Annotated in this window: 29 protein-coding genes and 1 other RNA gene; 16 read left to right on the top strand and 14 right to left on the bottom strand. The window is 65.5% G+C overall.

All coding sequences use genetic code 11. The features are described 5' to 3' along the window. Positions 1-32 precede the first annotated feature (32 nt). Positions 33-1,694, top strand: a complete 1,662-nt coding sequence (gene recN / locus AC07UW_RS19700) for a DNA repair protein RecN (RefSeq protein ID WP_495212696.1) — start codon at positions 33-35, stop codon at positions 1,692-1,694. Positions 1,695-1,848: 154 nt separating this feature from the next. On the opposite strand, the gene AC07UW_RS19695 is transcribed toward recN, so the two are convergent. After that, on the bottom strand, positions 1,849-2,766 hold the full coding sequence (locus tag AC07UW_RS19695; RefSeq protein ID WP_495212695.1) for a LysR family transcriptional regulator: 918 nt from the start codon (positions 2,764-2,766) through the stop codon (positions 1,849-1,851). Between the two features lie 97 nt (positions 2,767-2,863). Between AC07UW_RS19695 and AC07UW_RS19690 the strand changes: the two genes are divergently transcribed. Then, the gene (locus AC07UW_RS19690; RefSeq protein WP_495212694.1) at positions 2,864-4,087 is read left to right on the top strand and encodes an SGNH/GDSL hydrolase family protein; all 1,224 of its coding nucleotides are present in this window, start codon (positions 2,864-2,866) and stop codon (positions 4,085-4,087) included. A gap of 25 nt (positions 4,088-4,112) precedes the next feature. Here AC07UW_RS19690 and AC07UW_RS19685 read toward each other — a convergent pair whose 3' ends face one another. Next, a complete protein-coding gene (locus AC07UW_RS19685) occupies positions 4,113-4,625 on the bottom strand; it encodes a CPCC family cysteine-rich protein (RefSeq protein WP_223494854.1) in 513 nt (170 codons plus the stop codon). A gap of 137 nt (positions 4,626-4,762) precedes the next feature. Continuing rightward, positions 4,763-5,170, bottom strand: a complete 408-nt coding sequence (gene fur / locus AC07UW_RS19680; protein ID WP_025878865.1) for a ferric iron uptake transcriptional regulator — start codon at positions 5,168-5,170, stop codon at positions 4,763-4,765. Between the two features lie 103 nt (positions 5,171-5,273). On the opposite strand from fur, the gene AC07UW_RS19675 reads away from it, so the two are divergent. After that, positions 5,274-5,669, top strand: a complete 396-nt coding sequence (locus AC07UW_RS19675) for an outer membrane protein assembly factor BamE (RefSeq protein ID WP_032977650.1) — start codon at positions 5,274-5,276, stop codon at positions 5,667-5,669. Between the two features lie 35 nt (positions 5,670-5,704). On the opposite strand, the gene AC07UW_RS19670 is transcribed toward AC07UW_RS19675, so the two are convergent. Then, a complete protein-coding gene (locus AC07UW_RS19670; protein ID WP_032977653.1) occupies positions 5,705-5,962 on the bottom strand; it encodes an RnfH family protein in 258 nt (85 codons plus the stop codon). Between the two features lie 3 nt (positions 5,963-5,965). Beyond that, positions 5,966-6,391 carry a type II toxin-antitoxin system RatA family toxin gene (locus AC07UW_RS19665; protein WP_025878862.1) on the bottom strand — a complete coding sequence of 142 codons (426 nt, stop codon included), beginning with the start codon at positions 6,389-6,391 and terminating at the stop codon, positions 5,966-5,968. Positions 6,392-6,448: 57 nt separating this feature from the next. Between AC07UW_RS19665 and smpB the strand changes: the two genes are divergently transcribed. Together smpB and AC07UW_RS19655 are read left to right on the top strand one after the other, a co-directional pair. Continuing rightward, on the top strand, positions 6,449-6,952 hold the full coding sequence (smpB, locus tag AC07UW_RS19660) for an SsrA-binding protein SmpB (RefSeq protein ID WP_025878861.1): 504 nt from the start codon (positions 6,449-6,451) through the stop codon (positions 6,950-6,952). Then, entirely contained in the window at positions 6,952-7,380 is a 429-nt protein-coding gene (locus tag AC07UW_RS19655) for a GNAT family N-acetyltransferase (protein WP_223494853.1), read from the top strand. The genes smpB and AC07UW_RS19655 overlap by 1 nt, the downstream gene beginning before the upstream one ends. Positions 7,381-7,462: 82 nt before the next feature. Here AC07UW_RS19655 and AC07UW_RS19650 read toward each other — a convergent pair whose 3' ends face one another. Next, a complete protein-coding gene (locus AC07UW_RS19650) occupies positions 7,463-8,035 on the bottom strand; it encodes a hypothetical protein (protein WP_025878859.1) in 573 nt (190 codons plus the stop codon). Positions 8,036-8,275: 240 nt separating this feature from the next. Here AC07UW_RS19650 and ssrA point away from each other — a divergent pair. The 3 genes from ssrA to AC07UW_RS19635 all read left to right on the top strand — a co-directional run bounded on the left by ssrA (position 8,276) and on the right by AC07UW_RS19635 (position 10,048). After that, positions 8,276-8,668, top strand: a transfer-messenger RNA (tmRNA) gene (ssrA, locus tag AC07UW_RS19645). A 119-nt stretch (positions 8,669-8,787) separates the two neighbouring features. Beyond that, a complete protein-coding gene (locus tag AC07UW_RS19640) occupies positions 8,788-9,141 on the top strand; it encodes a TM2 domain-containing protein (RefSeq protein ID WP_336032735.1) in 354 nt (117 codons plus the stop codon). 439 nt (positions 9,142-9,580) lie between these two features. Next, the gene (locus AC07UW_RS19635; RefSeq protein ID WP_495212693.1) at positions 9,581-10,048 is read left to right on the top strand and encodes a hypothetical protein; all 468 of its coding nucleotides are present in this window, start codon (positions 9,581-9,583) and stop codon (positions 10,046-10,048) included. A gap of 36 nt (positions 10,049-10,084) precedes the next feature. On the opposite strand, the gene AC07UW_RS19630 is transcribed toward AC07UW_RS19635, so the two are convergent. Continuing rightward, on the bottom strand, positions 10,085-10,540 hold the full coding sequence (locus AC07UW_RS19630; RefSeq protein WP_223494845.1) for a methyltransferase family protein: 456 nt from the start codon (positions 10,538-10,540) through the stop codon (positions 10,085-10,087). Positions 10,541-10,680: 140 nt separating this feature from the next. On the opposite strand from AC07UW_RS19630, the gene AC07UW_RS19625 reads away from it, so the two are divergent. From AC07UW_RS19625 to AC07UW_RS19595, 7 genes are all read left to right on the top strand, one after another. Beyond that, on the top strand, positions 10,681-12,684 hold the full coding sequence (locus AC07UW_RS19625) for an esterase/lipase family protein (protein ID WP_223494844.1): 2,004 nt from the start codon (positions 10,681-10,683) through the stop codon (positions 12,682-12,684). Between the two features lie 65 nt (positions 12,685-12,749). Continuing rightward, a complete protein-coding gene (locus AC07UW_RS19620; protein ID WP_495212692.1) occupies positions 12,750-13,049 on the top strand; it encodes a hypothetical protein in 300 nt (99 codons plus the stop codon). Positions 13,050-13,058: 9 nt separating this feature from the next. Then, on the top strand, positions 13,059-13,730 hold the full coding sequence (locus AC07UW_RS19615) for a hypothetical protein (protein ID WP_495212691.1): 672 nt from the start codon (positions 13,059-13,061) through the stop codon (positions 13,728-13,730). 78 nt (positions 13,731-13,808) lie between these two features. Next, complete coding sequence (gene hchA, locus AC07UW_RS19610; protein WP_223494842.1) at positions 13,809-14,681, top strand: glyoxalase III HchA; 873 nt, start codon at positions 13,809-13,811, stop codon at positions 14,679-14,681. Positions 14,682-14,839: 158 nt separating this feature from the next. After that, positions 14,840-15,082 carry a hypothetical protein gene (locus AC07UW_RS19605; RefSeq protein WP_025878849.1) on the top strand — a complete coding sequence of 81 codons (243 nt, stop codon included), beginning with the start codon at positions 14,840-14,842 and terminating at the stop codon, positions 15,080-15,082. Between the two features lie 135 nt (positions 15,083-15,217). Beyond that, positions 15,218-16,072: an endonuclease/exonuclease/phosphatase family protein gene (locus tag AC07UW_RS19600; protein ID WP_223494841.1), complete on the top strand. Its 855-nt coding sequence runs from the start codon at positions 15,218-15,220 to the stop codon at positions 16,070-16,072. A 31-nt stretch (positions 16,073-16,103) separates the two neighbouring features. Beyond that, positions 16,104-17,069 (top strand): toll/interleukin-1 receptor domain-containing protein, encoded by a 966-nt coding sequence (locus AC07UW_RS19595; protein ID WP_223494840.1) that lies wholly within the window; start codon positions 16,104-16,106, stop codon positions 17,067-17,069. A 38-nt stretch (positions 17,070-17,107) separates the two neighbouring features. Here the strand turns inward: AC07UW_RS19595 and AC07UW_RS19590 are convergent, their stop codons facing one another. Then, positions 17,108-17,371 (bottom strand): hypothetical protein, encoded by a 264-nt coding sequence (locus AC07UW_RS19590; protein WP_223494839.1) that lies wholly within the window; start codon positions 17,369-17,371, stop codon positions 17,108-17,110. Between the two features lie 141 nt (positions 17,372-17,512). Between AC07UW_RS19590 and AC07UW_RS19585 the strand changes: the two genes are divergently transcribed. After that, positions 17,513-17,890 (top strand): VOC family protein, encoded by a 378-nt coding sequence (locus tag AC07UW_RS19585; protein WP_223494838.1) that lies wholly within the window; start codon positions 17,513-17,515, stop codon positions 17,888-17,890. Positions 17,891-17,931: 41 nt separating this feature from the next. Here AC07UW_RS19585 and AC07UW_RS19580 read toward each other — a convergent pair whose 3' ends face one another. The 6 genes from AC07UW_RS19580 to AC07UW_RS19555 form a co-directional block, all read right to left on the bottom strand. After that, the gene (locus AC07UW_RS19580) at positions 17,932-19,353 is read right to left on the bottom strand and encodes an efflux transporter outer membrane subunit (RefSeq protein WP_025878845.1); all 1,422 of its coding nucleotides are present in this window, start codon (positions 19,351-19,353) and stop codon (positions 17,932-17,934) included. Continuing rightward, a complete protein-coding gene (locus AC07UW_RS19575) occupies positions 19,347-20,084 on the bottom strand; it encodes an SDR family oxidoreductase (RefSeq protein ID WP_025878844.1) in 738 nt (245 codons plus the stop codon). Before AC07UW_RS19575 ends, AC07UW_RS19580 begins: the two co-directional genes overlap by 7 nt. Before the next feature lie 63 nt (positions 20,085-20,147). Then, a complete protein-coding gene (locus AC07UW_RS19570; protein ID WP_025878843.1) occupies positions 20,148-23,318 on the bottom strand; it encodes an efflux RND transporter permease subunit in 3,171 nt (1,056 codons plus the stop codon). A 127-nt stretch (positions 23,319-23,445) separates the two neighbouring features. Further along, the gene (locus tag AC07UW_RS19565) at positions 23,446-24,669 is read right to left on the bottom strand and encodes an efflux RND transporter periplasmic adaptor subunit (RefSeq protein ID WP_223494837.1); all 1,224 of its coding nucleotides are present in this window, start codon (positions 24,667-24,669) and stop codon (positions 23,446-23,448) included. Positions 24,670-24,760: 91 nt separating this feature from the next. Then, positions 24,761-25,531, bottom strand: coding sequence for an SDR family NAD(P)-dependent oxidoreductase (locus tag AC07UW_RS19560; RefSeq protein WP_025878841.1), 771 nt, complete (start codon positions 25,529-25,531; stop codon positions 24,761-24,763). Beyond that, positions 25,528-25,755, bottom strand: coding sequence for a hypothetical protein (locus AC07UW_RS19555; protein ID WP_223494836.1), 228 nt, complete (start codon positions 25,753-25,755; stop codon positions 25,528-25,530). The genes AC07UW_RS19560 and AC07UW_RS19555 overlap by 4 nt, the downstream gene beginning before the upstream one ends. Positions 25,756-25,871: the final 116 nt, after the last annotated feature.

The raw sequence follows: 25,871 nt of genomic DNA, 5'->3' as shown, positions 1-25,871 counted from the left end.
AGCGTTGCGCGGCTGCAGACACCCCCTTACCCATGCTCAGACATCTTTCAATCAAGGATTTCGCCGTCGTCCGCGCCACCGAACTGGAGTTCGGGCCGGGCATGACCGTGGTTTCAGGCGAGACCGGCGCGGGCAAATCGCTGATGGTCGACGCCCTGGGCTTCCTGTCCGGCCTGCGCGCCGACAGCGGCGTGGTCCGCCATGGCGCGGCCCGGGCCGAACTGTCGGCCGAATTCGCGCTGGACCAGCTGCAGGCCGCCCGCCAGTGGCTGGCCAGCAATGAGCTGGACGATGAAGACCAATGCCAGCTGCGCCGCGTGATCCGCGCCGACGGCGGCTCGCGCTCGTGGATCAACGGCCGCCCGGTCACCCTGGCGCAGCTGGCCGACCTCGCCGGCCTGCTGGTGGAGATCCATGGCCAGCATGAGCAGCAGGCCCTGCTGACGCGCCCGTCGCAGCTGGCCCTGCTGGACGCCTATGCCCGCAACGAAAGCGAACGCCGCCAGGTGCGCCGCGCTGCCGCCACCTGGCAGGCGCTGGTCGATGAATCCCTGGCACTGTCGCAACAGGGCGACGTGAGTGACCGCATCGGCTTCCTCGAACACCAGCTGCGCGAACTGGACCGTGAGGATCTGGAGCCGGAGTCGATCACCGCGCTCGGCGCCAGCCATCGCCGTCAGGCGCATGCCAGCGCCCTGTTGGCCGCCTGCCAGGCAGCTTCGGACCAGCTCAACGGCGACGAAGGCCACTCGGCGCTGGATCAGCTGCAGCAGGTGCGGCATGAACTGGCCAGGGTGGCCGAACATGACCCGCGCCTGGGCGACGTCGATGCCCTGATCGACAGCGCCTCCATCCAGCTGCACGAGGCCCTGGCCCTGCTCGACCGGGTGCATGACGACCTGGACGCCGATCCGGACCAGTTCGAGGAGAACGAGCGCCGCATCGGCCGCCTGCACGACCTGGCTCGCAAGCACCGCGTGCCGATGGATGAGCTGGGTGCGCAGCGTGAGCGCATGCACGCCGAAGTGGAACAGCTGCGTGGCGCCGACGAGCGCCTGCAGCGTCTGGCCGGCGAAATTGAGAAGGCCGCAGCGGCTTGGCGTGTCGAGGCTGCAGCACTGACCACCAGCCGCCGCACCGCTGCTGCCGAGCTGTCGGCCACCACCACCGGCATCATCGCCGAGCTGGGCATGGGCGGCGGCCAGTTCCTGATCGAGCTGGAGCCGCAGGACAACGGCAAGCCGGACCCGCAGGGCGCCGAGCGCGTCGAATTCCTTGTGGCTGCCAATGCGGGCCAGCCACCGCGTGCGCTGCGCAAGGTCGCTTCCGGTGGCGAGCTGTCACGTATTTCGCTGGCCATCGAAGTAGCCGCGCTCGACCTGGATGCAGTGCCGACCATGGTGTTCGACGAAGTCGACTCCGGCATCGGTGGCGCGGTGGCCGATATCGTCGGCCAGAAGCTGCGCGCCCTCGGCGAAAAGCGCCAGGTGCTGTGCGTGACCCATCTGCCGCAGGTTGCCTCCAAGGGCCACGCCCATTACCGGGTCAGCAAGGCACCGGTGGAAGGCATGACCCAGAGCGCAGTGGAGAAGCTCGACGCAAAGGCCCGCGAGGAAGAGCTGGCGCGCATGCTGGGTGGCGTGGAAGTGAGCAAGGAAGCCCGCGCCGCCGCGCGCAAGCTACTGCAGGTGTAGGCCCCTGCACGCCTGTTGGCGCGCTTGAATCGCGGGCATTCATCCACGCATGGCGTGGATCTACTGCAGGCCTGAGACCTGGTAGTGCCGGCCGCTGGCCGGCAACCCACCGCACGTGGACGAAGGTCATGACGCTGCCGGCCAGCGGCCGGCACTACCCCCGCGGCTGCGTCAGGTCGACGTTCTCCACCAGGAAATCAAGGAACGCGCGCACCCGCAGCGGCAGGTAGCCCCCCTGCCCCAGGAACACCGCGTGCACCTCTTCCAGGTCGCCCGGGTTGGCGTCCTCCAGCACCGGCAGCAACCGGCCTGCCGCGATGTCGGCCTGCACCTGGAACGCCGCCAGCCGGGCCAGGCCCAGCCCACCCAGCACCAGCTGACGCAGCGCGTCGCCATTGCTGGCGCGCGCATTCCCGCTCGGCAGCACCCGCAACTGCTGGCCATCCTGCAGCAGCGGCCAGCCCTGCACCGACCGTGCATGGCCGATATCCAACCGGTTGTGCGCCAGCAGCGCGTCGCCATTGCCCGGCAGTCCGTGTCGTGCCGCATAGGCCGGTGCCGCCACGATCATCATCCGCGTTGCACCCAGCCGGCGCGCGACCAGGCTGGAACTCTTCAACGGGCCGGCCCGTACCGCCACGTCGGTGCGCTGCTCCAGCAGATCGATCACCTCGTCGGTCAGGGTCAGGTCCACACCGACCTGCGGATGGCGCTGCAGGAATTCCGGCAGCAGCGGCAGCAGGAAGTGCTGGCCGAACGGCACGTTGGCATTGACCCGCAGCCGCCCACGCGGCTCGGCGTGGGCGCTGGCGCAGCGTTCGGCCTCTTCCAGATCGGCCAGCACCCGCAGGCCGCGCTCATAGAACGCGCAGCCCTCCGGGGTCAGCTGCAACTGGCGGGTGGAACGCTGCAGCAAGCGCGTACCCAGCCGCTGCTCCAGCCGTGCAACCAGCTTGCTGACCGCCGACGGCGTCATCTCCAGGCTGCGGGCGGCGGCGGAAAAGCCGCCGGTTTCGATCACCCGCACGAACACTTCCAGTTCGCCGGATCGGTTGATGTCGGTGCGTGCCATGTCAATGAATTCGATTCACAGATGATTGTCCATGCGCAGTCTAGGTCACAGATAACCCTGGACGCACCATGGTCGCCCCTCCCGCCGGGTCTTCCCGATGAATCGCCTGAGCCAACTGACCGCTACAGCCCTGCTTGCCCTGTCCGGCGCCGCCGCCGCGTCACCTGCCCCGCACTGGGTCGCCAGCTGGCAAGCCAGTCCGCAGCCGGTGTGGAGCAGCGATTTCCTGTTTCCTACCCTCATTCCCGGCCAACTGCAGGACCAGACCTTCCGCCAGAGCGTTCGCATCAGTCTGGGCGGGTCGCGCCTGCGGATCCGCCTGAGCAACGCCTACGGCACCCAACCTTTGCGGATCGGCGCTGCCAGCATCGCCGCCCATACGGGGGACACGCCGCAGCCGCTGCGCTTCGACGGCCAGCCCGGGGTCGTGATTGCGCCCGGGCAGGACCGCCTGAGCGATCCGCTCCCCCTTCCCATCGCTGATCGGCAGACGGTGCAGGTCAGCGTTTACCTGCCCGACCGCACGCCGCTGCAGACCTTCCATTGGGAAGGGCGACAGACCAGTTGGATTGCGCCAGGCGACCAGCATCAACGGCCCGCGCTGCGGGACGCCAGCAGCACCACGGCCCGCCTGCTCCTGTCGGCCATCGACGTCGAGGCCCCGGCCATCGCGCGCAGCGTGGTGGTGATCGGCGATTCAATCACCGATGGCGCCACCGCCAGCCTCGACCAGGACCAGCGCTGGACCGATCACCTCGCCGCGCGGCTGGCACCAGAAGGTGTAGCGGTGGTCAATGCCGGCATATCCGGCGGTCGCCTGCTGCGCGATGGCATGGGCGAATCGGCCCGCAAGCGTTTCCAGCGTGACGTGCTCGACCAGCCCGGTGTCGCCAGTGTGATCGTGCTGATCGGCGTCAACGACATCAGCTGGCCGGGCACGGCCTTTGCCCGCGCGCAGGCCCGGCCCAGCCTGGCCGAGCTGCAGGCCGGCTACCGCGACCTGGCCCAGCGCGCCCACGCACGCGGCCTGCGCATCCTCGGCGCGACCCTGACCCCGTTTGCCGGCGCCCTGCCCGGCACCCCGCTGGACGACTACTACGCCGCGGACAAGGACACCCTGCGCCAGCAGCTCAACGCCTGGCTGCGCACGGACAGCCCGTTCGACGCGGTGATCGACCTCGACGCGGCCCTGCGCGATCCTGCCGATCCGTCACGGATGGCGGCTGCCTACGACTCCGGCGACCACCTGCACCCGGGCGATGCGGGGAACCGGGCGATGGCCGAGGCGGTGGATCTGGAGCAGATTCTGATGCACCCTTGATATCCAGCGCGCGCGGCACGGCGCCTCAATCCCGTCGTCCATCTGGCATCCGCACCCGCCTGTACCAACGCCCTCGACTGTCGATCCGGTCTCTGACGCGTAACCGAAAGTCCTGCAACGAGGCACGGTTGGGGGCGCTGTAGCGAGATTGGTCGTGCGCGCCTATGCCGTCGTCCTCCCAGGTGCAGACAGGGCAGATGTCATATTGACCAAGCTGGGAGAGGGTCAGAAACCCGCAGCAGGGGCAGGCCTCCAGCGGCGGCTCATTGCCGACCACGGCCACAGGCCGCCCCATACATGCGGACAAATGCGCCTCAAGGGCCTCGTTTGAGACCCCTAGAAGGACCACCTCGACGAAATGCCGCAGCAGGAACGCCTGCGCCGCCTCGCCGAACACACTGCCGTAGGGCACGGCGTGACCAGAGGTCTCGTCCAGATAGTCGGCGGACAGATGGTCCTCCAGCTCGGCTGTCGACAGCTGCGAGAGGCGATCCACCGCCAACACGGCCAGTGCAGCCAACCGTCCAACGCTACTCATTCTCGCCCCCCATCATTCCGCACAATTCCCCTGAGTCGTACCATCCGCAGACGCCGTCGAGGCAGATCGCGACGGCGACGGGCAACAAAAACCCCGGGCATGCCCGGGGTTTCGTCGCAATCAGCTGGCTGCGGGGCTTACTTGCGCTTCTTGCGCACGTACAGCACCAGCGAGTGTTCTTCCAGCTCGTAGCCGTGATCGGCCGCGATCTTGCGCTGCAGGTCTTCGATCTCGGTGCTTTCGAACTCGATGATCTTGCCGCTGTCCACATCGACCATGTGGTCGTGGTGGCCGCCGCGGTCGAGTTCGTAGACGGCCTGGCCGCCTTCGAAATTGTGCTTGAGCACGAGGCCGGCGGCCTCGAACTGGGTCAGCACCCGGTACACCGTGGCCAGGCCGATCTCGTCGCCATGCTCCAGCAGCTGGCGGTAGATGTCTTCGGCGGTCATGTGGTGCTGGGCATTGCGCTGCTCGAGCAGCGCCAGGATCCGCATCCGCGGATGGGTCACCTTCAGGCCGACTTTACGCAGGTCGTGGGTTTCCATAGGTCTCCGTTCATTGGCGATTTAGCGCCAGCTGCCTCGGATTGGGTCGCGGTGGCACGCCGGGAGTGTATCATCGGATTGATTTCCCCAACCGCCAGTCCCGATGCGCAATCTCCTGTTGGTCGCCGCCGTCGCCTTGTCCACCACCGGGTGCGGCATCATCTATAAGCAACCCATCTACCAGGGCAACCTGATCCGGGAAGATGCCGTTGCCAAACTGCAGGTCGGGCAGAGCAAGCAGCAGGTCACTGCCCTGCTGGGCACCCCGTCGGTGCCGGATCCGTTCCACGCCCAGCGTTGGGACTACACCTCGACCGAGCGCGTGAACCGCCTGGGCCGTACCGACGTGAAGAATTTCGTCGTGTACTTCGAAAATGATGTGGTCACCCGCTGGGAAGGCGATTACTTCCCGGCCAACGACAAGGCCCTTGCCCAGCAGACCGTGCGCCAGTTCGGCCGCAATCTGCCGAAGGACAAGAAGAAGAAGGGCGGCCGCTGAGCCACCCTGCCCGTCCTCCGGACGGGCCTTGGAGATCAACCGCCGCGCGCGCGTCGCCGGCGGTTGTCCTTCGGGTCGGCCTGCAGGCCACGCAGCAGCTCCACACGATCACCATCCAGCAGCACCTGATGCGGCTGCGCCAGTACGCCATGCACGGCGGCGGCAGGACAGTCGGCACTGCCTTCGAGCCGGGCCGCTGCCACGGCATCAGCCACGGTCGCCCCCTCCTCCAGCTGCAGCCGGCGCGACAGCACCTGGTGTGGCCAGGCCAGCACGACCTCGACCTCGATCATCGTTCAGCCCTCGTCGGCGACGCGGACGAAATCGTTGACCATGCGATCGGCCAATCCCTGGAAGCCGATGGCCAGCGCCGGACCCAGCAGGCGTGAACTCGGCTCGAAGTCCAGGGTGAGGGTGACCTTGCAGGCATCTTCCGCCAGGGCGTGGAATTCCCAGCGGCCGTGCAGTTGCTTGAACGGCCCCTCGCGCAGCTGCATGTCGATGCTGTGCGGGCGTTGCAGGGTGTTTTCGGTCTGGAACCAGGTGCTGAACGAACCCAGGCCCAGGTCCAGGCGAGCAACCAGCCGGTCTTCGCCCTGCTCGAGGATGCGGGCGTCGGAGCACCAGCGGAAGCGGCGCGGATAGGCCTGGACGTCGTTGACCAGATCGAACATGCGCGCGGCCGAATGTTCGACCAGGGCACTGCGGCGGATAGTAGGCATGAATACAGGACGCTTCGGCAATCGACCGGGCGTGCCCGAATCGGAGACAATACGGAAATGAGCAAGAACACCGGCAAGGATAAAGCAAAGAGCGCGACGGCCAACAAGACCATCGCGTTGAACAAGCGTGCCCGTCACGAGTACCACATCGAAGACCGCTTCGAAGCCGGCCTGGCCCTGCAGGGCTGGGAAGTGAAGTCGATCCGCGCTGGCCGCGGCAACATCGTCGACGCCTACGCCTATGTGAAGGACGGCGAGATCTTCCTGATCGGCGCGCAGATCACCCCGCTGATCCAGGCCTCCACCCACGTGGTGGCCAACGACCGGCGCGAGCGCAAGCTGCTGCTGCACCGGAGCGAGATCGACAAGCTGGTTGGCAAGGTCGAGCGTGATGGCTACACGATCGTGCCCACCGCCATGTACTGGAGCAAGAACAAGATCAAGCTGGAAGTGGCGCTGGCCAAGGGCAAGCAGACCCACGACAAGCGCGATGCCGCCAAGGATCGTGACTGGGCGATCGAGAAGCAGCGGGTAATGCGTCGCGGCAACCGCGACGCCTGATGGAGCGCGCCGACGCTCCTGCGGCGGCCAATGCTGAAGACGCGCGTGAGCTGTGCGCGCGGTTGTCTGCGTTCAACCGCGCCAGCAGCGGCTTCAACTTCGAAGACGTGCCGGTCCGACTGGCTTGGCGCGATGAAAAAGGTGAACTGCGGGGCGGACTGCTTGCCGATGTCTGCGCAGGTTGGCTGCAGGTGCATGTCCTGTGGGTCGACCCGGAACTTCGCGGGCGTGGCATCGGCCAGCGCCTGTTGGCGGATGCCGAGACCCAGGCCCGTGACGTTGGTGCGTGCGGGGTGATGCTCGACACCTTCGACTGGCAGGCCGAACACTTCTACCTGCGACAGGGCTATGAAGTGTTCGGGCGGCTCCCCGACTGCCCGCCGGGCCACGAGCGGATCTATCTGCGCAAGGTGCTGCCAGGCCTTTAGCCCACGGCACCTCCGTCGGCTTTCGAAGGACTGCGCCAGACTGCCCCAGCGCGGGGCATCGCCCACCGTTACGGGCAACGACTCAACCCGCCAGCATGCCCTGCCCGCGCAGACGCGGTGACAGCGCCGCGTGCATCACCGCCAGGTGCATCACCACCGACAGCTCCGGGGCATGGCGATCATCACCGGCACGCCACTGCTGCGCCAGCCGCGCGGCGTCGACGGGCAGCAGGGCCAGCAACTGGGCGTCGTCCAGCGCGTCGGCGGAGGCCTGCAGCTGCCGCGCCAGTTGCCGCGACTGCCACACGTGCACGCCAATACTGAGACTGGCCAGCGACATCAGGGTCAAGGCCAGGCCATGTTCGAACCACTGTGACAGCACATCCGGACCCCACAGGAGTGCGGCCAGTACCGCCAGGGCCGGCAGCCGCCAGCCCAGCCAATGGAAGCGGCCACGCCGAGGCCAATGCACCACCACCGCACTGGCGATCAGCGCAGCTGCAGCCGTGGCCGGCAACTCGGTTGCCCAGGTTGCAGCCAACAACACCGCCAGCACCGCCCAGACCCAGCCGGGCGGCAGTGCCCGCCGCTGGTAATCGGCCCCTACCGGGCCAACCAGCTGACGCAGGCTGCGCTGTTGCATTGCTTCGGTCACCGGCCGTCTCCGTATCTGTTCTGGCTGGAATGGTCGTAGCCAGTGTGTCGCAAATTCGTGCCCACGACGTTAGCAATCCGCTATGACGGACGCTCTACAACATGTTGCGGATTGACGTGGCGACGGTTGGGCGAGCCGGGTGACTGTTCAGGCTTTTTGGCGTAGCATGTGCGGTGTTAGGCAGGTACTGATCGTGGCGACACGGAACAGGCCTCGCACCTTGCAGTACTTGAAGAAACCGGGGGTGCATTGGTTTCGACGGGGGTTGTGAAGTCGCCTGGCGCATGCCGAGGGGGTAGCTTTCCTCGTAAATCCAGCTGCAAAACTCTAGTTGCCAACGACGACAACTACGCTCCGGTCGCTCTCGCAGCCTAAAAACTGCGGTGCGTGACCTTCTGCCGACTTAGGCGGAGCCTCGAAACTGCTTGTGTCCATGCTCGCAGCGTAGAGTCATTATCATGGAATCGCGCTGGGCGGCTGCCTGTCAGTCCGGCACAAGAACACAACAGGCTGGTTCCCGGGTGCGCTTTGCACACCGTGCTGCTCGGGGATGAGATTCAACGGTGAGCTAAGCATGTAGTGCTGGGGATGGAGTGCCTTCGGACGGCGGTTCAATTCCGCCCACCTCCACCATTTGTACCGCCCTTCGGGGCACGAAAAGCCAGATCTCCCGTCGATTGGGGTCTGGCTTTTTTGTTGGCCGCATCCGGTCCAGAACCGCTGCCTCGACAAGGAGAAGCACCGTGCCGTTGATGAACAGCTCCGAATGCAACTGCAAGGCACGCAGCGATACGGCGCTCTGCCCGACCTGCGATGCAGCTGCCCCACCGGCCACTCAGCAGCCAAGCGACGCTGTCTATGCGGCACCGGTATCGCAATCCACGCCTATCGCCAGGAACCGTGCCATCTACATCCTGCTCGCCTTGTTCCTGGGCATTTTCGGCGTGCACAACTTCTATGCTGGTTACCACGGACGCGCGGTCTGCCAACTACTGATCACGCTGTTGTTGGGCTGGCTCTTGATCGGCGTGCTGTTCACCGGCCTATGGGCACTGGTGGAAATGATCACAGTGGAAACCGACGCCTCTGGCGTTCAGATGGTGTAATCCTTGGCTACGGGAGGGGCTGCCATGGATCTCGACAGAATCGACGTTGTCTCCTGGCTCGACCAGATCCTGGATCAGGATCCGGCAACCTTCGAAGACGCCTACTGGGGTCCTCGCCCGGCCGCGGCCATTGCGGTACCGCACCTGCTTGCCCGGCTGCCGGCGGTGGATGATGGTTACTCACGCGGAAAGCTGCTGGAACTGCTCGGCGAATCAGGCGACAGCACGGTCAGCCCGTCCCTGCGGGCTGAGCTGCAGCATCCGTTGGAAGAGGTCCGCCAATGGGCGCAACTGGCCTTGGATGCCTTGATCGGAGAATCGCTTGGCAGCCCAGCGAGGGGGCCTAGTCGACAACGCTGCCCTGCCCCACACTTCAGGCTGTCTTCCCGGACTTGGTGCCGGCGCCTCCGCTGCTCCGCGACATACAGAAGGATCTGCAATGAACAAGCCGCTTATCGCCCTGATGCTGGGCCTGCCCTTGACAACCGCCGCTGTTGCCGCACCTCCGGCAACCAGCACCACCGCACTGGAAGCCCTGCTGGCCTGCAAGGCGGGTTCCGATTTCACTGAAGCGCAGGTGGAGCAGGCATTCCATGCCGCCGGCCTGAGCCGCGACCCCGGCAGCGTGTTCGAGCCCAAGGGCAAGCCGGTGGCGCTGTTCGGTGGAACCGTGGCCAGCGCGGATGTGAGCGTGTCAAATGTCCACAAGAGCCTGCACGTATACCTGAACAACGTCGACCACACGCGTCTGGCGCATGGGTGGTCGGTGACCACCGTCGATGATGCCGCGCAGACGGAGGAACCGTCGTACATCAAGCAGACCGACGCCCGTCACACCCTGCATGTCGGCGCCGCTGACGACTACGAGGGCTACTCGGCCTCGGTGACCTGCCAGATCCATCCGTGACCGGACCGATGTTCGACTGAAGAGCCAGCCCGGGCGCTATAACCAACGCCGGACCTGCTGCCGGAACGCTTTGTACTGGGCGCCGAAACGCTCGCCAAGAACGCGCTCTTCCGGATGGATCTGAAAGCGCGTGATGTACAGGACAAACATCGGCACCACTGCGAGTGCCGGGAGGTTCTGCAGATACAGCATGCCTCCGAGCAGGAACGCCGCTTGCCCCAGATACATGGGGTTTCGCGTATAGCGGTAGACCCCTCTGGTGATCAGCGCCGAGGATGATGCCGGCCGCATCGGATTGACCGTGGTACCCGCACGCTGGAAGGCCAACTTGGGCAATAGGTTCATTAACAGCCCCGCGGCCATCACCGCCACCGCAGCCCACCATGGCGTGGGCAATTCCGCTGCGGGCAGCCAGCGGCTGAGGCCGAGACCGAGCAGACCGCACAGCAGCATTACAAGAGGTGGGGGAACACGGGTTTCCAGCAATCGCATCGGCCGTCCCGGCATCGGATCTCCGAGCCAGTGTCACATGCCGATGCCCGGTCCGCACATCGGCCGGCATGGAGCTACCGCAGGCCTGCTTCCGCGTTGACACGCCTGCCGCTAGAGTGGCGCCAGCGCAGGGAGTTCACATGGAAAGAACAGGCATCGGCGTCATCCGCTCCACCTTCGTCCTCATTGCCCTGCTGACCCTCAGCGGGTGCGCGACGCTGCGCCAGTTCGGCCCATCGGTGCAGGTGGGCACGGTCACACCGGGCCAGTACATCGCGCTCAAGCGCGGTGACATCCTCACCAGCGGCAAGCTCAGCGCGGCCACCATGGAGACCCTGCGCGTGGCAGGCCTGGACGAGGGCGCCTGTGCCAAGCCCGGCCTGCCCTGCATCGAGGCGATGGAGGGCAGCATCGTCGTCCGCGAGGAAGACAAGCGCTCGGCGCTGGCCGAACTGTGGGTGCAGTACGCGATGACGATGCCGGCGCCGAAGCGCGAGTCGGCGTCGGTGGCCCGCAGCAAGGCCGCGACCGCCCCGCCTGACCCGACCTTCCAGCCGCGCTTGGATGCGTGGATGCAGATCGCGCGGCAATCCTATGCATATCTGTTCTTCACCGAACGCACCGCCAACCAGCGTGGTTTCGAAGACCGCCAGACCCAGGTGCGCGACTATTACAACCTGGCCGTGCAGGAATCAGCCGTGCTGCTGTTCGAAGCCTATTCGAGCAAGCAGGTGCGCAACGACAACGGGCGGTTCCAGCTGGGACGCTGGACCTTCGTACTGGCGCCTGCCGACGATGGCCCGGCAGCGGACACCCGCGAGCCGCTGGAACTGGTACCGGCCGCATCGATGTCCTTCACCGGCACCCTGCGCAGCGTGCATCGCCGCGATGGCTTCGGCGCCGAACTGGTGGCGGTGATGGCAGACCCGGCCAGCACCGGCCTGGCGGCCGCCGCCGCTGGTACCGCAACGACGGCCGAGCGCGACTGGAGCGAGATGCCGTCGCCGTCGATGACCGTGCTGCTGCGTTTTTCCGGCAACAACCTGTGGGAAGTGCTGCACGACGACGAGCCGGAACTGGAGATCCACGACCCCTACCAGGTAGCGGTGGTGGAACTGCACGGCGAACAGGTGCCACTGGCGGCGAACTTCACCGCCGGTTACGCGCTGTGGCTGGCCCGCTCCAACTTCAGCCGGCAATCGCTGCGGACGCTGTTCGGCGGCAAGGGCGGCATCGACAAGCCGCATCTGTTCATGATGCAGCCGTACGATCCGGACCGCCGCGTGCTGCTGATGATCCATGGCCTGGCCAGCAGCCCGGAGGCGTGGGTCAACGTGGCCAACGAACTGATGCGTGACGATGAGATCCGCGGCGACTTCCAGATCTGGCAGTTCTACTACCCGACCAACATGCCGATCGCCCTCAGCCACGATGAGATCCGGCGGATCCTGCACGAGGCACTGCAGCACTTCGACCCAACCGGCAAGGCGCTCGCATCGCACGACATGGTGGTGGTCGCGCACAGCATGGGCGGGGTGATTTCGCGGCTGATGGTGTCCTCCTCCGGCGACCATCTGGTCGACACCCTGCTGGCGACTGCGCAGATGACTCCGGCGCAGCGCGAACTGCTGCGTACGAAGGGCGCGCCGGTGCTGACATTCCAGCCGGAACCGGAGATCTCACGGGTGGTGTTCATCGCTACCCCCCATCGCGGCACCGATGTTGCCGGCACGCGCCTGGGGCGCTGGCTCGGCCGCTTCGTGCGCCTGCCGCTGACCGTGCTGGAGGATGTCGCGACATTGGCAAACGACGGCAAGGTCGAGCGCAACGATGACAAGCACGGCTACCAGATGAACAGCATCCAGAACCTGGACAAGGACGATGCCTTCGTCAAGGCCGTGGCGGATCTGCCGATATCGCCGAAGGTGCGTTACCACTCGATCATCGCGCGGACCCAGGCCGAAGGTCCACTGGAAAAGACCGACGATGGACTGGTTCCTTACTGGAGCTCGCACCTGCCGAAGGCCGTCTCGGAAAAGGTGATCGTGTCCGGTCACAGCGTGCAGGAAGCCACGCCGGCCATCGTCGAACTTCGCCGCATCCTGCATGAGGACATGGAGGCTCATCCTCTGCCGGCGAAGTAGCGCACGACTTACAGCAACCATGGCCCGCGCTTTCCCGTCCGGGCCACCGACAACGAGGCAATGGAATGCATATCTCAACACTGGTCGAGCTGCTCGGCAGCAAGGGCTCGGATGCTCATCTGCAGGCATGGTTCGCGCAGCACGGTATCGGCAAGCCCCCGACCACGATCAGCGCGAACCAGGGGCAGAAATCGGTCAAGGACAAGCTCCACGACATGGAGTTCTACTTTGCCTTCGACATCATCAATGATCGCTTCTATCCGCCCACCGTCGGAGTGCGTGGCAGCCTGCTGAGCCACTTCAAGTCCGCCACCCTGTTCAGTCGCCGGCCCAAGGGCAATCCACCAAAGCCCGAAGGCTTCTGAGACGGATACGTGCAGCCAGCAGCCACACTCCAGGACTGCCTGGCGTACTTCAACGGCCGGCTGGAAGAATTCGGCGACACCGTCTACTTTGAAAAGCCGCTTACCGGGGACGTCGACATCAAGCTCTGGTTCTGCAAGCGCAGGCAGCGCGTGGGCACCATCCAGATCAATCTTCATGAGGACCGCGAGTTCATCGGCCATCATGATTTCGACCCTGGCAATGAACACAACACCACCCCGCAGGCGGCAACGCTGGTACTGAAGTGGCTGTTCGATCGCCGGCACCTGCGGGTGCCGCAGGCACTCTACGAGGCCGGGTTGGAGGATGATCACCAAGCGATCCTGCGCTTTGCCGAGCAACATCTTGGCAACCACGTCTGGGCAGGCCAGCTTCACGATTCACCTGCGCTGCGCAGCGTGCTGGCCCACACCAGGACCACCCGCCCCCTGCGACTGGACAACGGCAGCCCGCTGCACTTGTTCGACAAGTGGCTGTACCTGAAGGCAGGCGGAGCATGGGAACGGCATCAGGCCCTCTACAACGACGACACACTGGCGGACTGGAGTGCGAGCATGGATGCGTTCGAACGCGCGGTGGTGCTTGATGCCGCGCAGCGACAGGCTTTCCTGGCAATGCTGGACGACGCCTACCAGCGGGTTCGGCAAGCGCACCCTGCCTGATCGCATTGGGGGAAATCCCTCATCGTGCGTACGCATCGCTCTGGCTAAGGTGACCACTCTCTTCCGCAGGAGGTCCGCATGAACACGTCAGAACCCAGCCGTCAGCCCAGCCCCGATCCGGCCGAGCGCGATGCGTTTTTCCCGTCGCCGTACTCGCTGTCCCAGTTCACTTCGGCAACCACCGATCTGTCCGGCGCGGACTATCCCGATGCCCGCCGTGACGGACGCTGGAAAGTGCTGATGATCGCCGCCGACGAACGCTATCTGCCGACCGCCAACGGCCACCTGTTCTCGACCGGCAACCATCCGGTGGAGACGCTGCTGCCGATGTATCACCTGCACAAGGCCGGTTTCGGGATCGACGTGGCGACGCTGTCGGGCAACCCGGTGAAGTTTGAATGGTGGGCGTTCCCACGCGAAGACCGCGAGATCGGCGGCCTGTACGAACGCTACGAATCCCGCTTCCGCCAGCCTCTGCACCTGGACGACGTGGCGGCCGCCCTCGATGCCGGTTCGGACTATGCCGCGGTGTTCATTCCCGGTGGTCACGGCGCATTGATCGGCCTGCCGGAAAGCCGCGCAGTGAAGGCCACCCTGCAGTGGGCGGTGGACAATCAACGTCACATCATCACCCTCTGCCACGGCCCTGCCGCGCTGCTGGCAGCCGGCGTGGATGAAGCCGGTGGCGGTTCATTGTTCCGCGGTCATCGAATCTGCGCCTTCCCCGATGCGATGGACCGGCAGACCCCGGATATCGGCTACATGCCTGGTCAACTGCCGTGGTTCTTCGGTGAGCGCCTGGCCCAGCAGGGCGTGCAGATCGTCAATGAGGGCATCGATGGCAGCGTGATGCAGGACCGCCTGCTGTTGACCGGCGACAGCCCGCTGGCGGGCAATGCGCTGGGCAAGCTGGCTGCGCGCACCCTGCTGGATGCGTTCGCCGGTCGCTGAGAGGACAGGCACTTCCTGCCGACGCAGGCTGCGTGCTACACAGGACCGCACCTGTGTTCTGCTGCAGGTGTGGCGCCGGCACGCTGTTGCCAGCGGCGGTCGGCAGTCATTGCATCAATGGAGTCTGGTAGCACCCACGACAACAAGGAGCGTGTTCGATGATGCTGCACAAGAAACTGTTCGCGTGTTCATTCGGTGCCGTGCTGGCGCTTGCCGCGCTGGTGCCTTCAGCGCCGGCAAATGCCGCCGAAGAGGTCGGCCTGCAGGAAGAGTGCGTGCCCTTCCGTGCCGGCTTCGGCATCCATCAGCGTTGCACGCTGTACGTGGTCTATGACGATGGCACCCGCGTGGCCAGCGACCACTACAACCGCGACGAGAACGGGATGATGTACGACCCCTGATCGCCCAGTGGCATCTGCCGGGCGGTCGCACGCCGTCCGCCCGGCCCTTGCAGCCGCCCATCCCGGCATACCGCTGCCCTTGCCTTCCATGGCATTCTCCATGAAACCGCTTTCATGGAATGGAGGGATTCCACGATGTTGTATCGCTTCCGCACGTCCGCGCTCTGCGCACTCCTGGCTTTTGCTCTGCCCGCCGTCACCTGGGCAGCCTCACCCGCACCGTTGAAGGTCATGTCATTCAACGTGCGCACACCTGCCGACACCGACCCTGGCAAGCGCTGGGAAGACCGCCGCGATGCCATGGTCAAGGTGATCCAGCAGGCGCATCCGGCGGTGATCGGCACCCAGGAGCTGGTGCTGGAGCAGGCCAACTACCTGGCCGAGCATCTGCCCGACTATCGCTGGTTCGGCGAGGGCCGCCGCGGGGGCAGCGGCGACGAGCACATGGGCGTTTTCTACGACAGCAAGGCGCTGGCAGTGGAGCAGTCCGGTAACTTCTGGCTGTCCGATACACCCGAGGTTGCAGGCAGCATCAGCTGGGGCAACCTGTTCCCGCGCATGGTCACCTGGGCAGTGTTCCGTCGCCTGGATGATGGCCGTCGCTTCTACTTCATGAACACCCACCTGCCCTACCGCGACGAGGACGAACCGCGGCGGATCAAGGGTGCAGAACTGATCGCCACGCGCGTGGCCGCGCTGCCTTCCGACCTGCCGGTGGTACTGACCGGTGATTTCAACAGCGAGCCCGGCGGCGGCACCTATCAGGCCTTCACCCGGGTGCTTCAGGACACCCGTCGCCAGGTCAAGTCGCCGCAGGGTCCGCGCCTGACCTTCCACAACTTCACAGGAACGGCGACCGCCGAGCTGGACTGGGTGCTGGTACGTGGCTTCCACGCGCGCAGCTTCCTGACCGATGACCGCCGCATCGGCGGTGTGCTGCCCTCCGACCACTTCCCGCTGGTCGTTGAGCTGGACTGGCCGAAGCACTGAGTTCCCCGCAAAACACGATGAGGCCAACCTGATGGACACAACGCCCTGCCCAGAGGCGTCGGTCTTCATTTCTTACGCTTGGGGTGAGCAACTCCAAACCAAGGAATGGATCCGTCGCGATATCGTCAGTAGCCTGGATTGGAAGTACCGGGTCTTTTGGGACCGGGACAGCGTTGGCTTCGGTCAGAACATCGACGTTCTGATCGACCGTGCATTACAGGAGCGCCCGCTAACGGTGCTGTGCCTGTGTGACAGCGATTTCGTCATGGCAATGGGAAGGCCTGGCTCTGGGCTACACCGCGAACTGTCCTTGCTGCAATCACTGGACGGTGAGGCCAATGTGCGGATCGTGCCAGTACTCCTGTGCGCCGATGCCCGTACAGCGCTTCCACCGGCCCTTCTGGGGCGTACCTATCTGGATCTTACGGAGCTGCATGCGCAGAGCATTCCGCTTGGTGAATTCTTGCTGGCGGTTGCCGACGGGTGCACTCAAGCGCAGATTGTGCGGGAGGTCCATGAGCGGCTCGATTATCACGCACTGCGCGCACGAGCCATGGCCTGGAACAGGAATGCGAATGTGAACTTCATGGGTTGGGCCAGCACCCATGAGGTAATGGCTGACGGCAGACTGCTCACGCCACCGGATTGGATGTATGAGAGCCCCGACTGGAGCTACATGATCCACGACGACAACGGCCACTTTTCCCCGGCACATGGGCGTTGGCTCTGGGACCACAGCACGCCCTCCCGCGCCATGCAGGCACTCGGGACCGCTACTGCCTCGACGTTGTTTTCAGATTTCCTCAGGCCGGAGATGCATGGCACGTTCAATCTGGCCGGCAGTGTGCTTGCCATCCGCGTGTTCTCATTTATCAAATCGCATGAGCCATTCAGTATCAGTAGTGCGGAAATCATCCAAACGCTTATGAACGACGCGGACGGCTATCGCGTAATGCAGCGCTTGTTCCCTCCGGCTCCTTCACTCGCGACGGAGTGAGGTTTGCGCCACACTCCGGGCCGAAACCGCAAATCGCCTCATGGCGGTGGACGCCTCGCCAGCAGCCTATACAACGCCTGGTGCTGGTCGCGCGCCTGGCAGATGCGTGCGCCGACGGCAAGGAACACCGCAATGCCGACAAGGCCAACACCCAGCATTGAATCGGGCAGGCGCACGAAGCCGATCATCGCGGCCATCGCTGCCAGTACCAGCAACACCACCACGCCGACCGACAGCCCGGCCCCCGGCAGGCCGGGATCACCGAGCAGCGTCCGTTGCGCCGATTGCTTCTGTTCGCCCATGTCCTGTGCTCCCGTGGTTTTTCCCCACTAGTTACACGGCGGGCGGCACTTCCGGCAGAGTCAGAAACGTCACAGCGGCGAGAACGTCCACGGCGGCCCACGCGCTACCCTGCCAGCATCCTCGTTGAGCGGAGACAACGCATGACCCATCGCAGCCGACTGGCCGGGTTCATCATCGATTGCCAGGACACACCCGCCGCGGACAGCGCGCGCTTCTGGGCCGCAGCGCTGGGCCTGCAGGCCGAGCCCGCCCGTGCTGAAGGCGACGCAGAGTATGCCGATCTGACGGGCGCGCCGGCGGGATTGAACGTGGAGGTGCAGCGGGTCGATCACCCGTCGCGGGTGCATCTGGATATCGAAAGCGACGACATCGACGCCGAAGCCGAAAGGCTGGAAAAACTCGGTGCCCGCCGGATCGGTTTCGTCAAACGCTGGTGGGTAATGGAAGCGCCCACCGGTCATCGATTCTGCATCGTGCGCATGCGTGATCACGATGCTCCGGCCAACCACTGGCCATGATGAAAAAAGGGACGGAAGCAGATGCTTCCGTCCCCTGTCGATCAGCGCGCCTGCGCCACGCTCGGCGCCTGCGGTGACTGGCCCCAGCCACCGAGTGCCTTGTACACACCCACGACACTGACATTGACCTCTGATTCGGCGGCCGCCAGTGCATCATCGGCCACCAGCTGCGTGCGCTGCGCGTCCAGCAGGGTCAGGAAGTCTTCCGAGCCCTCGCGGTAGCGGATCTGCGCCAGCGATTCGGCACGCCGTGCCGCCTGCGCCTGCTCGACCACGATGGCCAGCCGCGCCTGCTGCTTGGAGTAGCGGGTCAACGCATTTTCGGTGTCTTCCAGCGCCAGCAGTACCGCCTGTTCGTACTGCGCGGCTACGCCCTCGGCTTCGGCCTTGCTGGCACGCAGGCGCGCCTTGACCGTGCCGAAATCGAACGCCGCCCAGCTCAACGACGGGGTCAGCGACCAGGCCTTGTTGTTGCCGTTGACCAGGCCACTGGCATCGCCGCCAAGGAAGCCGACGAAGCCGGACAGCGACAACCGCGGGAAGAGATCGGCCGTGGCAACGCCGACACGCGCGGTGGCGGCAGCCAGGCGGCGTTCGGCGACCCGCACGTCGGCACGCTGGCGCAGCAGTTCGCGGGTGTCGCCCAGCGGCAATGCCTTGGCAAACGCCGGCACTTCGTGCGGTGCCAGCATGGCGGTCAGCACTTCCGGACGCTGGCCTAGCAGGACAGCCAACCGGTTGCGCGACTGCGTCTCGGCCACTTCCAGCAGCGGGATGTCGGCCTCGATGGCCTTCAACCGTGCCCGGCTGCTCTGCACGTCCAGCTCGCTGCCGGCACCCAGTTCCCAGCGTGCCTCGGTCAGCCGCTGCGTATCGCGCAGGTTGACCAGGGTGCGCTGGGCCACCGCGATGCGCTTCTGGGTGCCACGCAACTCGAAGTAGTTGCGTGCCACTTCGGCAGCGATCAGCACCTGCGCGTCGGCAAGGTTGGCCTGCTCGGCGTCCAGGTCGGCACGCGCGGCCTCTGCAGCGCGGCGCTTGCGGCCGAACAGATCCAGCTCCCAGCCCGCATCGAAGCCGAGCTGGTAGCTTTCACTGAACACCCGCTGCCCACCCAGCTGCGGATCGGGTTGCTTGCGGCGGTCGTAGCTGCCGCCAGCGGTAACGTGTGGCGCCTGGTCGAAGCGGCTCTCGACAAACACGGCACGGGCCTGGCTGACACGGGCGACAGCGACGCGCAGGTCCAGGTTGTCCGACAGCGCGCCGTGCACCAGTTCTTCCAGCACCGGGTCATCGAACTGCGCCCACCAGCTGGCCACCGGCGAGGTGGTGCTGAAGACCGGCTGCTGTGCACCCTGCAGGACGACGGGCTCCTGCACCGGTGCCTTGTAGTTGGGGCCGACGCTGACACAGCCCGCCAGCACCAGGCTGGAGACGGCCATCGCCAGGGTGCGGATCACCATGGCAGCACCTCGCCCAGGTAGGTGAAGCTGCCGCTGGCGCCGGACTCGCCGATCAGCGCCATCTGCACGCTGGAACGCGCGCCCTCGGCGATTTCGATCTCGCCGTTGCCACCGTTCATATCGGTTTTCACGTAGCCGGGGTGCACGGTGTTGACCTTGATCGGCGTGCTGCGCAGTTCATGGGCCAGGGCCAGGGTCCAGCTGTTCACCGCGGCCTTGGACGCGTTGTAGGCCGGGATCTTGAAGTCGTAGATGCCCGAGGTCGGATCGGCATGCAGGGTCTGCGAGCCGAGCATGCTGGAGACGTTGACGATGCGGCCGGACTTGGCCTGCTTGATCAGTGGCAGGAAGGCCTGGGTCACCGCCACCAGCGCATACACGTTGGTCTCGAACGTGCGACGCCAGGTGTCCAGCGACTGCTCCGACGGCAGTTGTGCCGGGTTCTCGATCATGATGCCGGCGTTGTTGACCAGGATGTCCAGACGACCGTGGCGCTGGCGCACCTGCTCGACCGCCTCGGCGATGCTGGCGCCATCGTTGACGTCCAGCTGCAGCGCTTCCACCGGCAGGCCCTCGGCCTGCAGCTTCAACGCCAGTTCCACTGCGGTTTCGCGCTTGCGCCCGGCCAGCAGCGTGTGCACGCCGGCCTGTGCAAGCTGGCGCACGGTTTCCAGGCCGATGCCGCGGGTTGCGCCGGTGACCAGCGCGATCTTGTTCTGATGGGTGTTCATGGATTCATTGCCTTGGTAGGGGGAAGCAGGCGCCGGTGGTTGCCGGCGCCGCTGTTTTCCATGTCAGTGGTGGATGGTCGGCTCGCCGTGCTGCACCAGCTGGCCACCACCGTTGCGGGTGACGAACTTGCGCAGTGCCACGTAGAACACCGGGGTCAGGAACAGGCCGAACAGGGTCACGCCCAGCATGCCGGCGAACACGGTGATACCGGTCACCGAGCGCACTTCGGCGCCAGCACCATGCGACAGCACCAGCGGCACGGTGCCGGCGATGAAGGCGATGGAGGTCATCACGATCGGGCGCAGACGCAGGCGGCAGGCTTCCAGTGCCGCTTCGACGATGCCCTTGCCGCCCATTTCCAGCTCTCTGGCGAACTCGACGATCAGGATCGCGTTCTTGCACGCCAGGCCCATCAGCACCACCAGGCCGACCTGCACGAACACGTTGTTGTCGCCGCCGGTCATCCACACGCCAAACAGCGCGGACAGCAGGGTCATCGGCACGATCAGGATCACCGCCAACGGCAGCGACCAGCTTTCGTACAGCGCGGCCAGCACCAGGAACGCCAACATGATCGCCACCGGGAACACGATGAAGGCCGCCTTGCCCTGGGTCGCCTGCTGGTAGCTCAGGTCGGTCCACTCGGTAGCCATGCCCACCGGCAGCACCTTGGCGGCGATGGCGGTGAGGTTGTTCATCGCTTCGGCCGAGGACAGCACACGCGGGTCGGCTTCACCGGCCAGGTCAGCGGCCGGATAGCCGTTGAAGCGCAGTACCGGGTCCGGACCGTAGGTTTCCTTGACGGTGACCATCGAGCCGATCGGCACCATCTCGCCACGATCGTTGCGGGTCCGCAGCTTGCCGATGTCCTCGACGCTGTCACGGAACTGGCCATCTGCCTGTGCGATCACCTGCCAGGTACGTCCGAACTGGTTGAAGTCGTTGACGTAGGCCGAACCCAGGTAGGTCTGCAGCGTATCGAACAACTCGGTCAGCTGTACGCCCTGGGCCTTCGCCTTGACGCGGTCCACCTCGGCATCCAGCTGCGGCACGTTGGCCTGGTAGCTGGTGATCGGGAAGGCCATGCCCGGGGTCTGCGCAACCGCGCCCTGCATCGACTGCACCGCGTTCTGCAATGCGCCATAGCCGAGGTTGCCACGGTCCTGGATGAACATCTGGTAGCCGTTGCCGTTACCGAGGCCGAGGATCGGCGGCGGCATCATGGCGAAGGCGAACCCTTCCTGCAGGCCTGCGATCTTCTGGTTGATCTCCGCATTGATCTGCGCCGCGGTGCGGCCATGGCGCTCACTGAACGGCTTGAGCGGAATGAACGCAACACCGGTGTTGGGCGTGTTGGTGAACTGCAGGGCATTCAGACCGGGGAACGAGATGGTGTGCGCCACGCCATCGGTTTCCTGGGCGATCTTGGCCACCTTGCGCAGCATTTCATCGGTACGCGCGATCGACGAACCCTCCGGCAGCTTCACACCGGCGATCAGGTACAGCTTGTCCTGGGTCGGAATGAAGCCCGGCGGCACCAGCTTGAAGATGAAACCGGTACCCACCAGCAGCACCGCGTACACCACGAACACCGCACCACGACGACCGAGGATCTTCGACACGCCACGCTCGTACTTTTCCGAGCTGGACTTGAAGAAGCGGTTGAACGGACGGAACACCCAGCCGAACAGACGGTCGATGATGCGGGTCGGGGCATCCTTCGGCGCGCCATGCGGCTTGAGCAGGCGGGCCGCCAGGGCCGGCGACAGGGTCAGCGAGTTGATCGCCGAGATCACCGTGGAGATGGCGATGGTGACCGCGAACTGCTTGTAGAACTGACCGGTGACGCCCGACAGGAACGCCATCGGCACGAACACCGCACACAGCACGAGCGCGATGGCGATGATCGGCCCGGACACTTCGCGCATCGCCTGATGCGCAGCGGCCAGCGGGGTCAGGCCTTCTTCGATGTTGCGCTCAACGTTTTCCACCACCACGATGGCGTCATCGACCACGATGCCGATCGCCAGCACCAGGCCGAACAGGCTCAGCGTGTTGATCGAGAAGCCCAGCAGGTACAGCGCGCCGAACGTACCGACGATCGACACCGGCACCGCGATGAGCGGGATGATCGACGCACGCCAGGTCTGCAGGAACAGGATCACCACCAGCACCACCAGCGCGATGGCTTCCAGCAGGGTGGAGACCACGGCCTTGATCGAGTCGCGCACGAAGATGGTGGTGTCATACACCGCTTCGTACTTCACGTCGGCCGGCATGGTCTTCTGCATCTCGTCCATGCTGGCCATCACCGCATCGCGGATCTCCAGCGCGTTGGCGCCGGGGGCCTGGAAGATACCGATACCCACCGCGTTCTTGCCGTCCAGCTGCGAGCGCAGCGTGTAGTCACCGGCACCCAGTTCGACACGGGCCACATCCGCCAGCCGAACCACTTCACCGTCAGTGCCACTCTTGAGCACGATGTCGCCGAACTCCTGCTCGCTGCGCAGGCGGCCCTGGGCATTGATCAGGGTCAGGAACTGGCTGTTGGGCATCGGCTCGGCGCCGAGCTGGCCGGCCGAGACCTGCACGTTCTGCTCGCGCATGGCGCGCACCACGTCGCTGGCGGTCAGGCCGCGCGCAGCCACCTTGTCCGGGTCCAGCCAGGCGCGCATGGCATAGTCACCACCGCCGAAGATCTGTGCGTCGCCGACGCCCTGGATACGTGCCAGCGCGTCCTTGACGTGCAGGCGGGCGTAGTTGCGCAGGTACAGGGTGTCGTACTTGCCGTTGGGCGAGGTCAGGTGCACCACCATCAGGAAGGTGGGCGACTGCTTCTGGGTGGTCACGCCTTGCCGGCGCACGTCCTCGGGCAGTCGCGCCTGGGCCTGGGCGACACGGTTCTGCACCTTCACCGCCGCTTCGTCCGGGTCGGTGCCCGGGCGGAAGGTGATGGTCATCTGCAGCACGCCGTCGGAACCGGCCACCGACTTGAGGTAGATCATGCCCTCAACGCCGTTGATGGCCTCCTCCAGCGGGGTGGCCACGGTTTCGGCGATCACCTTCGGGTTGGCGCCCGGGTAGACCGTGCGTACGACCACCGACGGCGGCACCACTTCGGGGTACTCACCGATGGGCAGCATCGGAATCGAGATCAGGCCTGCGGCGAAGATCACGATCGACAGCACCGCCGCGAAGATCGGCCTGTCGATGAAGAAACGGGAAAAGTCCATGGAAGAATTCCTGGAAAAGGCCGTCGGCGGGCAACAGCCGCCCTGCCCCTCGCCAATCTGGCGAAGGCAGTGACGGCTGCCGCTGGCACCGGCAGCTAAGCGGGGACGCGGATCAGGAGCCGGCGGATCAGTGGTTCAGTGCGGCAGTTGCATCGCGACCCGGCGCCGGCGCAGCGGTGGGCTGCATCGCCACCGCCTTCGCCTGCACCGGCATACCGGGCATGAAGACCTTCTGCACGCCATCGATGATCACCTTGTCACCGGCGGCCAGGCCCTGCTCGACGATGCGCAGGCCTTCGGCGGTGCGGCCGAGGCGGATGTCACGGCGCTGGGCCTTGCCATCCTTGTCGACCACGTACACGTACTTGCGGTCCTGGTCGGTCAGCACGGCCTTGTCGTCGATCAGCATGGCCTGGAACTGGCCGCTGCCGAGCAGCTGCACGCGGGCGAACAGGCCCGGGGTGAACTGGCGATCGGCGTTGTCCAGCAGCGCGCGGACGCGGATGGTGCCGGTGCTGCGGGTCACCTGGTTGTCGAGGAAGTCGACCTTGCCCGAGTGCGGGTAGCCTTCTTCACCGGACAGGCCGATCTTCACCGGCAGCTCGCTGTCGCGCTCGCTCGGGCGCTCGCCCTTGCGTGCCATCTGCGCGTAGCGCAGGAAGGTGCTTTCGTCGGCATCGAAGTACACGAACACCGTATCCAGCGAGACCAGCGTGGTCAGCACGCTGGCGCTGTCGCCGGCGGTGACCAGGTTGCCGGCGGTGACCATCGCCCGGCCGGCACGGCCGTCGATCGGCGCACGCACCTTGGTGAACTCCAGGTTGAGGCGGGCTGCATCCAGGGCGGCCTGCGCAGCCTGCACCGCCGCACCGGACTGGTCGGCGGCCGCACGACGCTGTTCAGCGGTCTCGGTGGAAATCGCCTGCTGTTCGGCCAGGCGCTTGGCACGCTCGGACTCGCTGCGGGCCAGCACCGCCTGGGTACGCGCACGGGCCAGTTCGGCGTTGGCCCGGTCGTACTCGGCCTGGTAGCTGCGGGCATCGATGGTGAACAGGACGGCGCCCTTCTTCACTTCTTCGCCTTCAACGTAGTTGACCTTGTCGATGTAGCCGGACACGCGCGGGCGCAGCTCGACGCTCTGCACGGCCTCGACGCGACCGCTGAACTCGTCCCACTGGCTGACCTGCTTGAGCAGCACGGGGGCAGCTGAGACCTGCGGCGGGGGCGGCGCGCCGGCTTCTTCGGCATGGCCACCGCTGCAGGCCGCCAGGACGGCGGCGGCGAGGATCGACACGCCAGCCATCGCGATGCGATGACCGAAACGATGTGGAGTGGTATTGGGGGAAGTCATGGCATGCATCCGTACGGAGGGGTGGTACAGCTATTTGAGAATTGCTATCAACTTTCGGCGGCGTATCCTGCGACCTCAACCAAAGTCGAGGTCAAGCAACGCCTGCGGTGTCGCGCCACAGCGGCGGTATTTCCAGGTGCAACAGGCCGCGTGGCAGTTCGGCATCACTGCTGTCGCAACGGACGATTGCGCGGTTGTCGCGGCACCCGTCGAGCAGGGACACCACGCGGCGACCGACCAGCAGTGAACTCGGCCATTCAATACAGGCGTTGGCAGCGTTGGCTGGCGTGCAGACCGGACTGCACACTTCCAGCATCTGCGCGCGTACGCCTACGGCCTGCGCTTCCTGGTGCACTACCTGCGCGTACATGCGCAACGCTGCGGTGGTGATCGAGGTCTCGCCATAGCCTGCCCAGGGCTTGAGCCCGGCCGGGCTGCCGATCATCACGTAGCGGCGGGCGTGCACGTTGTCCTGCAGCAGCGGCAGCAGGTGGTGCACCGCGTGCACATGCGGCATCAGGTCCGCCTGCAATGCCGCCGACAGGGCGTCACCGCCACGCTCGACCACACGGCCACGGTTGTACGGACCGCCCATCGCGGCAACCACCGCTGCCAGCGGGCGCGGCCGCTGCGCCACGCGTTCGGCCAGCGCACGTGCCGAACTGTCGTCGCTGAGCGAGCCCAGCATCGTCTGCAGGCCCGGCTCATCGGCGAACTGCTCGTGCAACGCCGCCAGGCGGCCCGGATCGCGGCCGACCACCAGCACGGGGCTGCCGGCCTCCAGCAATGCACCGACCACACCCTGGCCCACGGCACCGGTGCCGCCGAGAACCAGGACTTCGGGCGTCAGAATCCCATTCACGGGACATTTCCTCCCAAATCCGGGATAGTCCCGATTCGACGCAGTCGGTCACCCTTGTGGGATGCAAGGCGCAAGGCACCGCCACGCTGCTGACGCATGGGTGCTGTAAACTCCCGAAAATCCTTGTTAACCAAGGAGCTGGGACGGGATTCGACGGTCATTGCCAGGTCCAGAGCGTTCTGGCCGGCAATCCGGAAGCGGGCAAGAATGTTGCGCAGGCTCATGGCGGACGGGCTCCAATTAGCGAATGGCGCCACGATAGACCTCAAACCCCTACTTGATTAGTCCTGATTAAGGGGAATAATCATCCCGTCCCCGGTCCAATCGTTCTGTCACGATT

This window comes from Stenotrophomonas sp. GW821-FHT02D01 (genome assembly GCF_059421765.1).
This window is presented reverse-complemented; position numbering and strand designations above follow the sequence as displayed.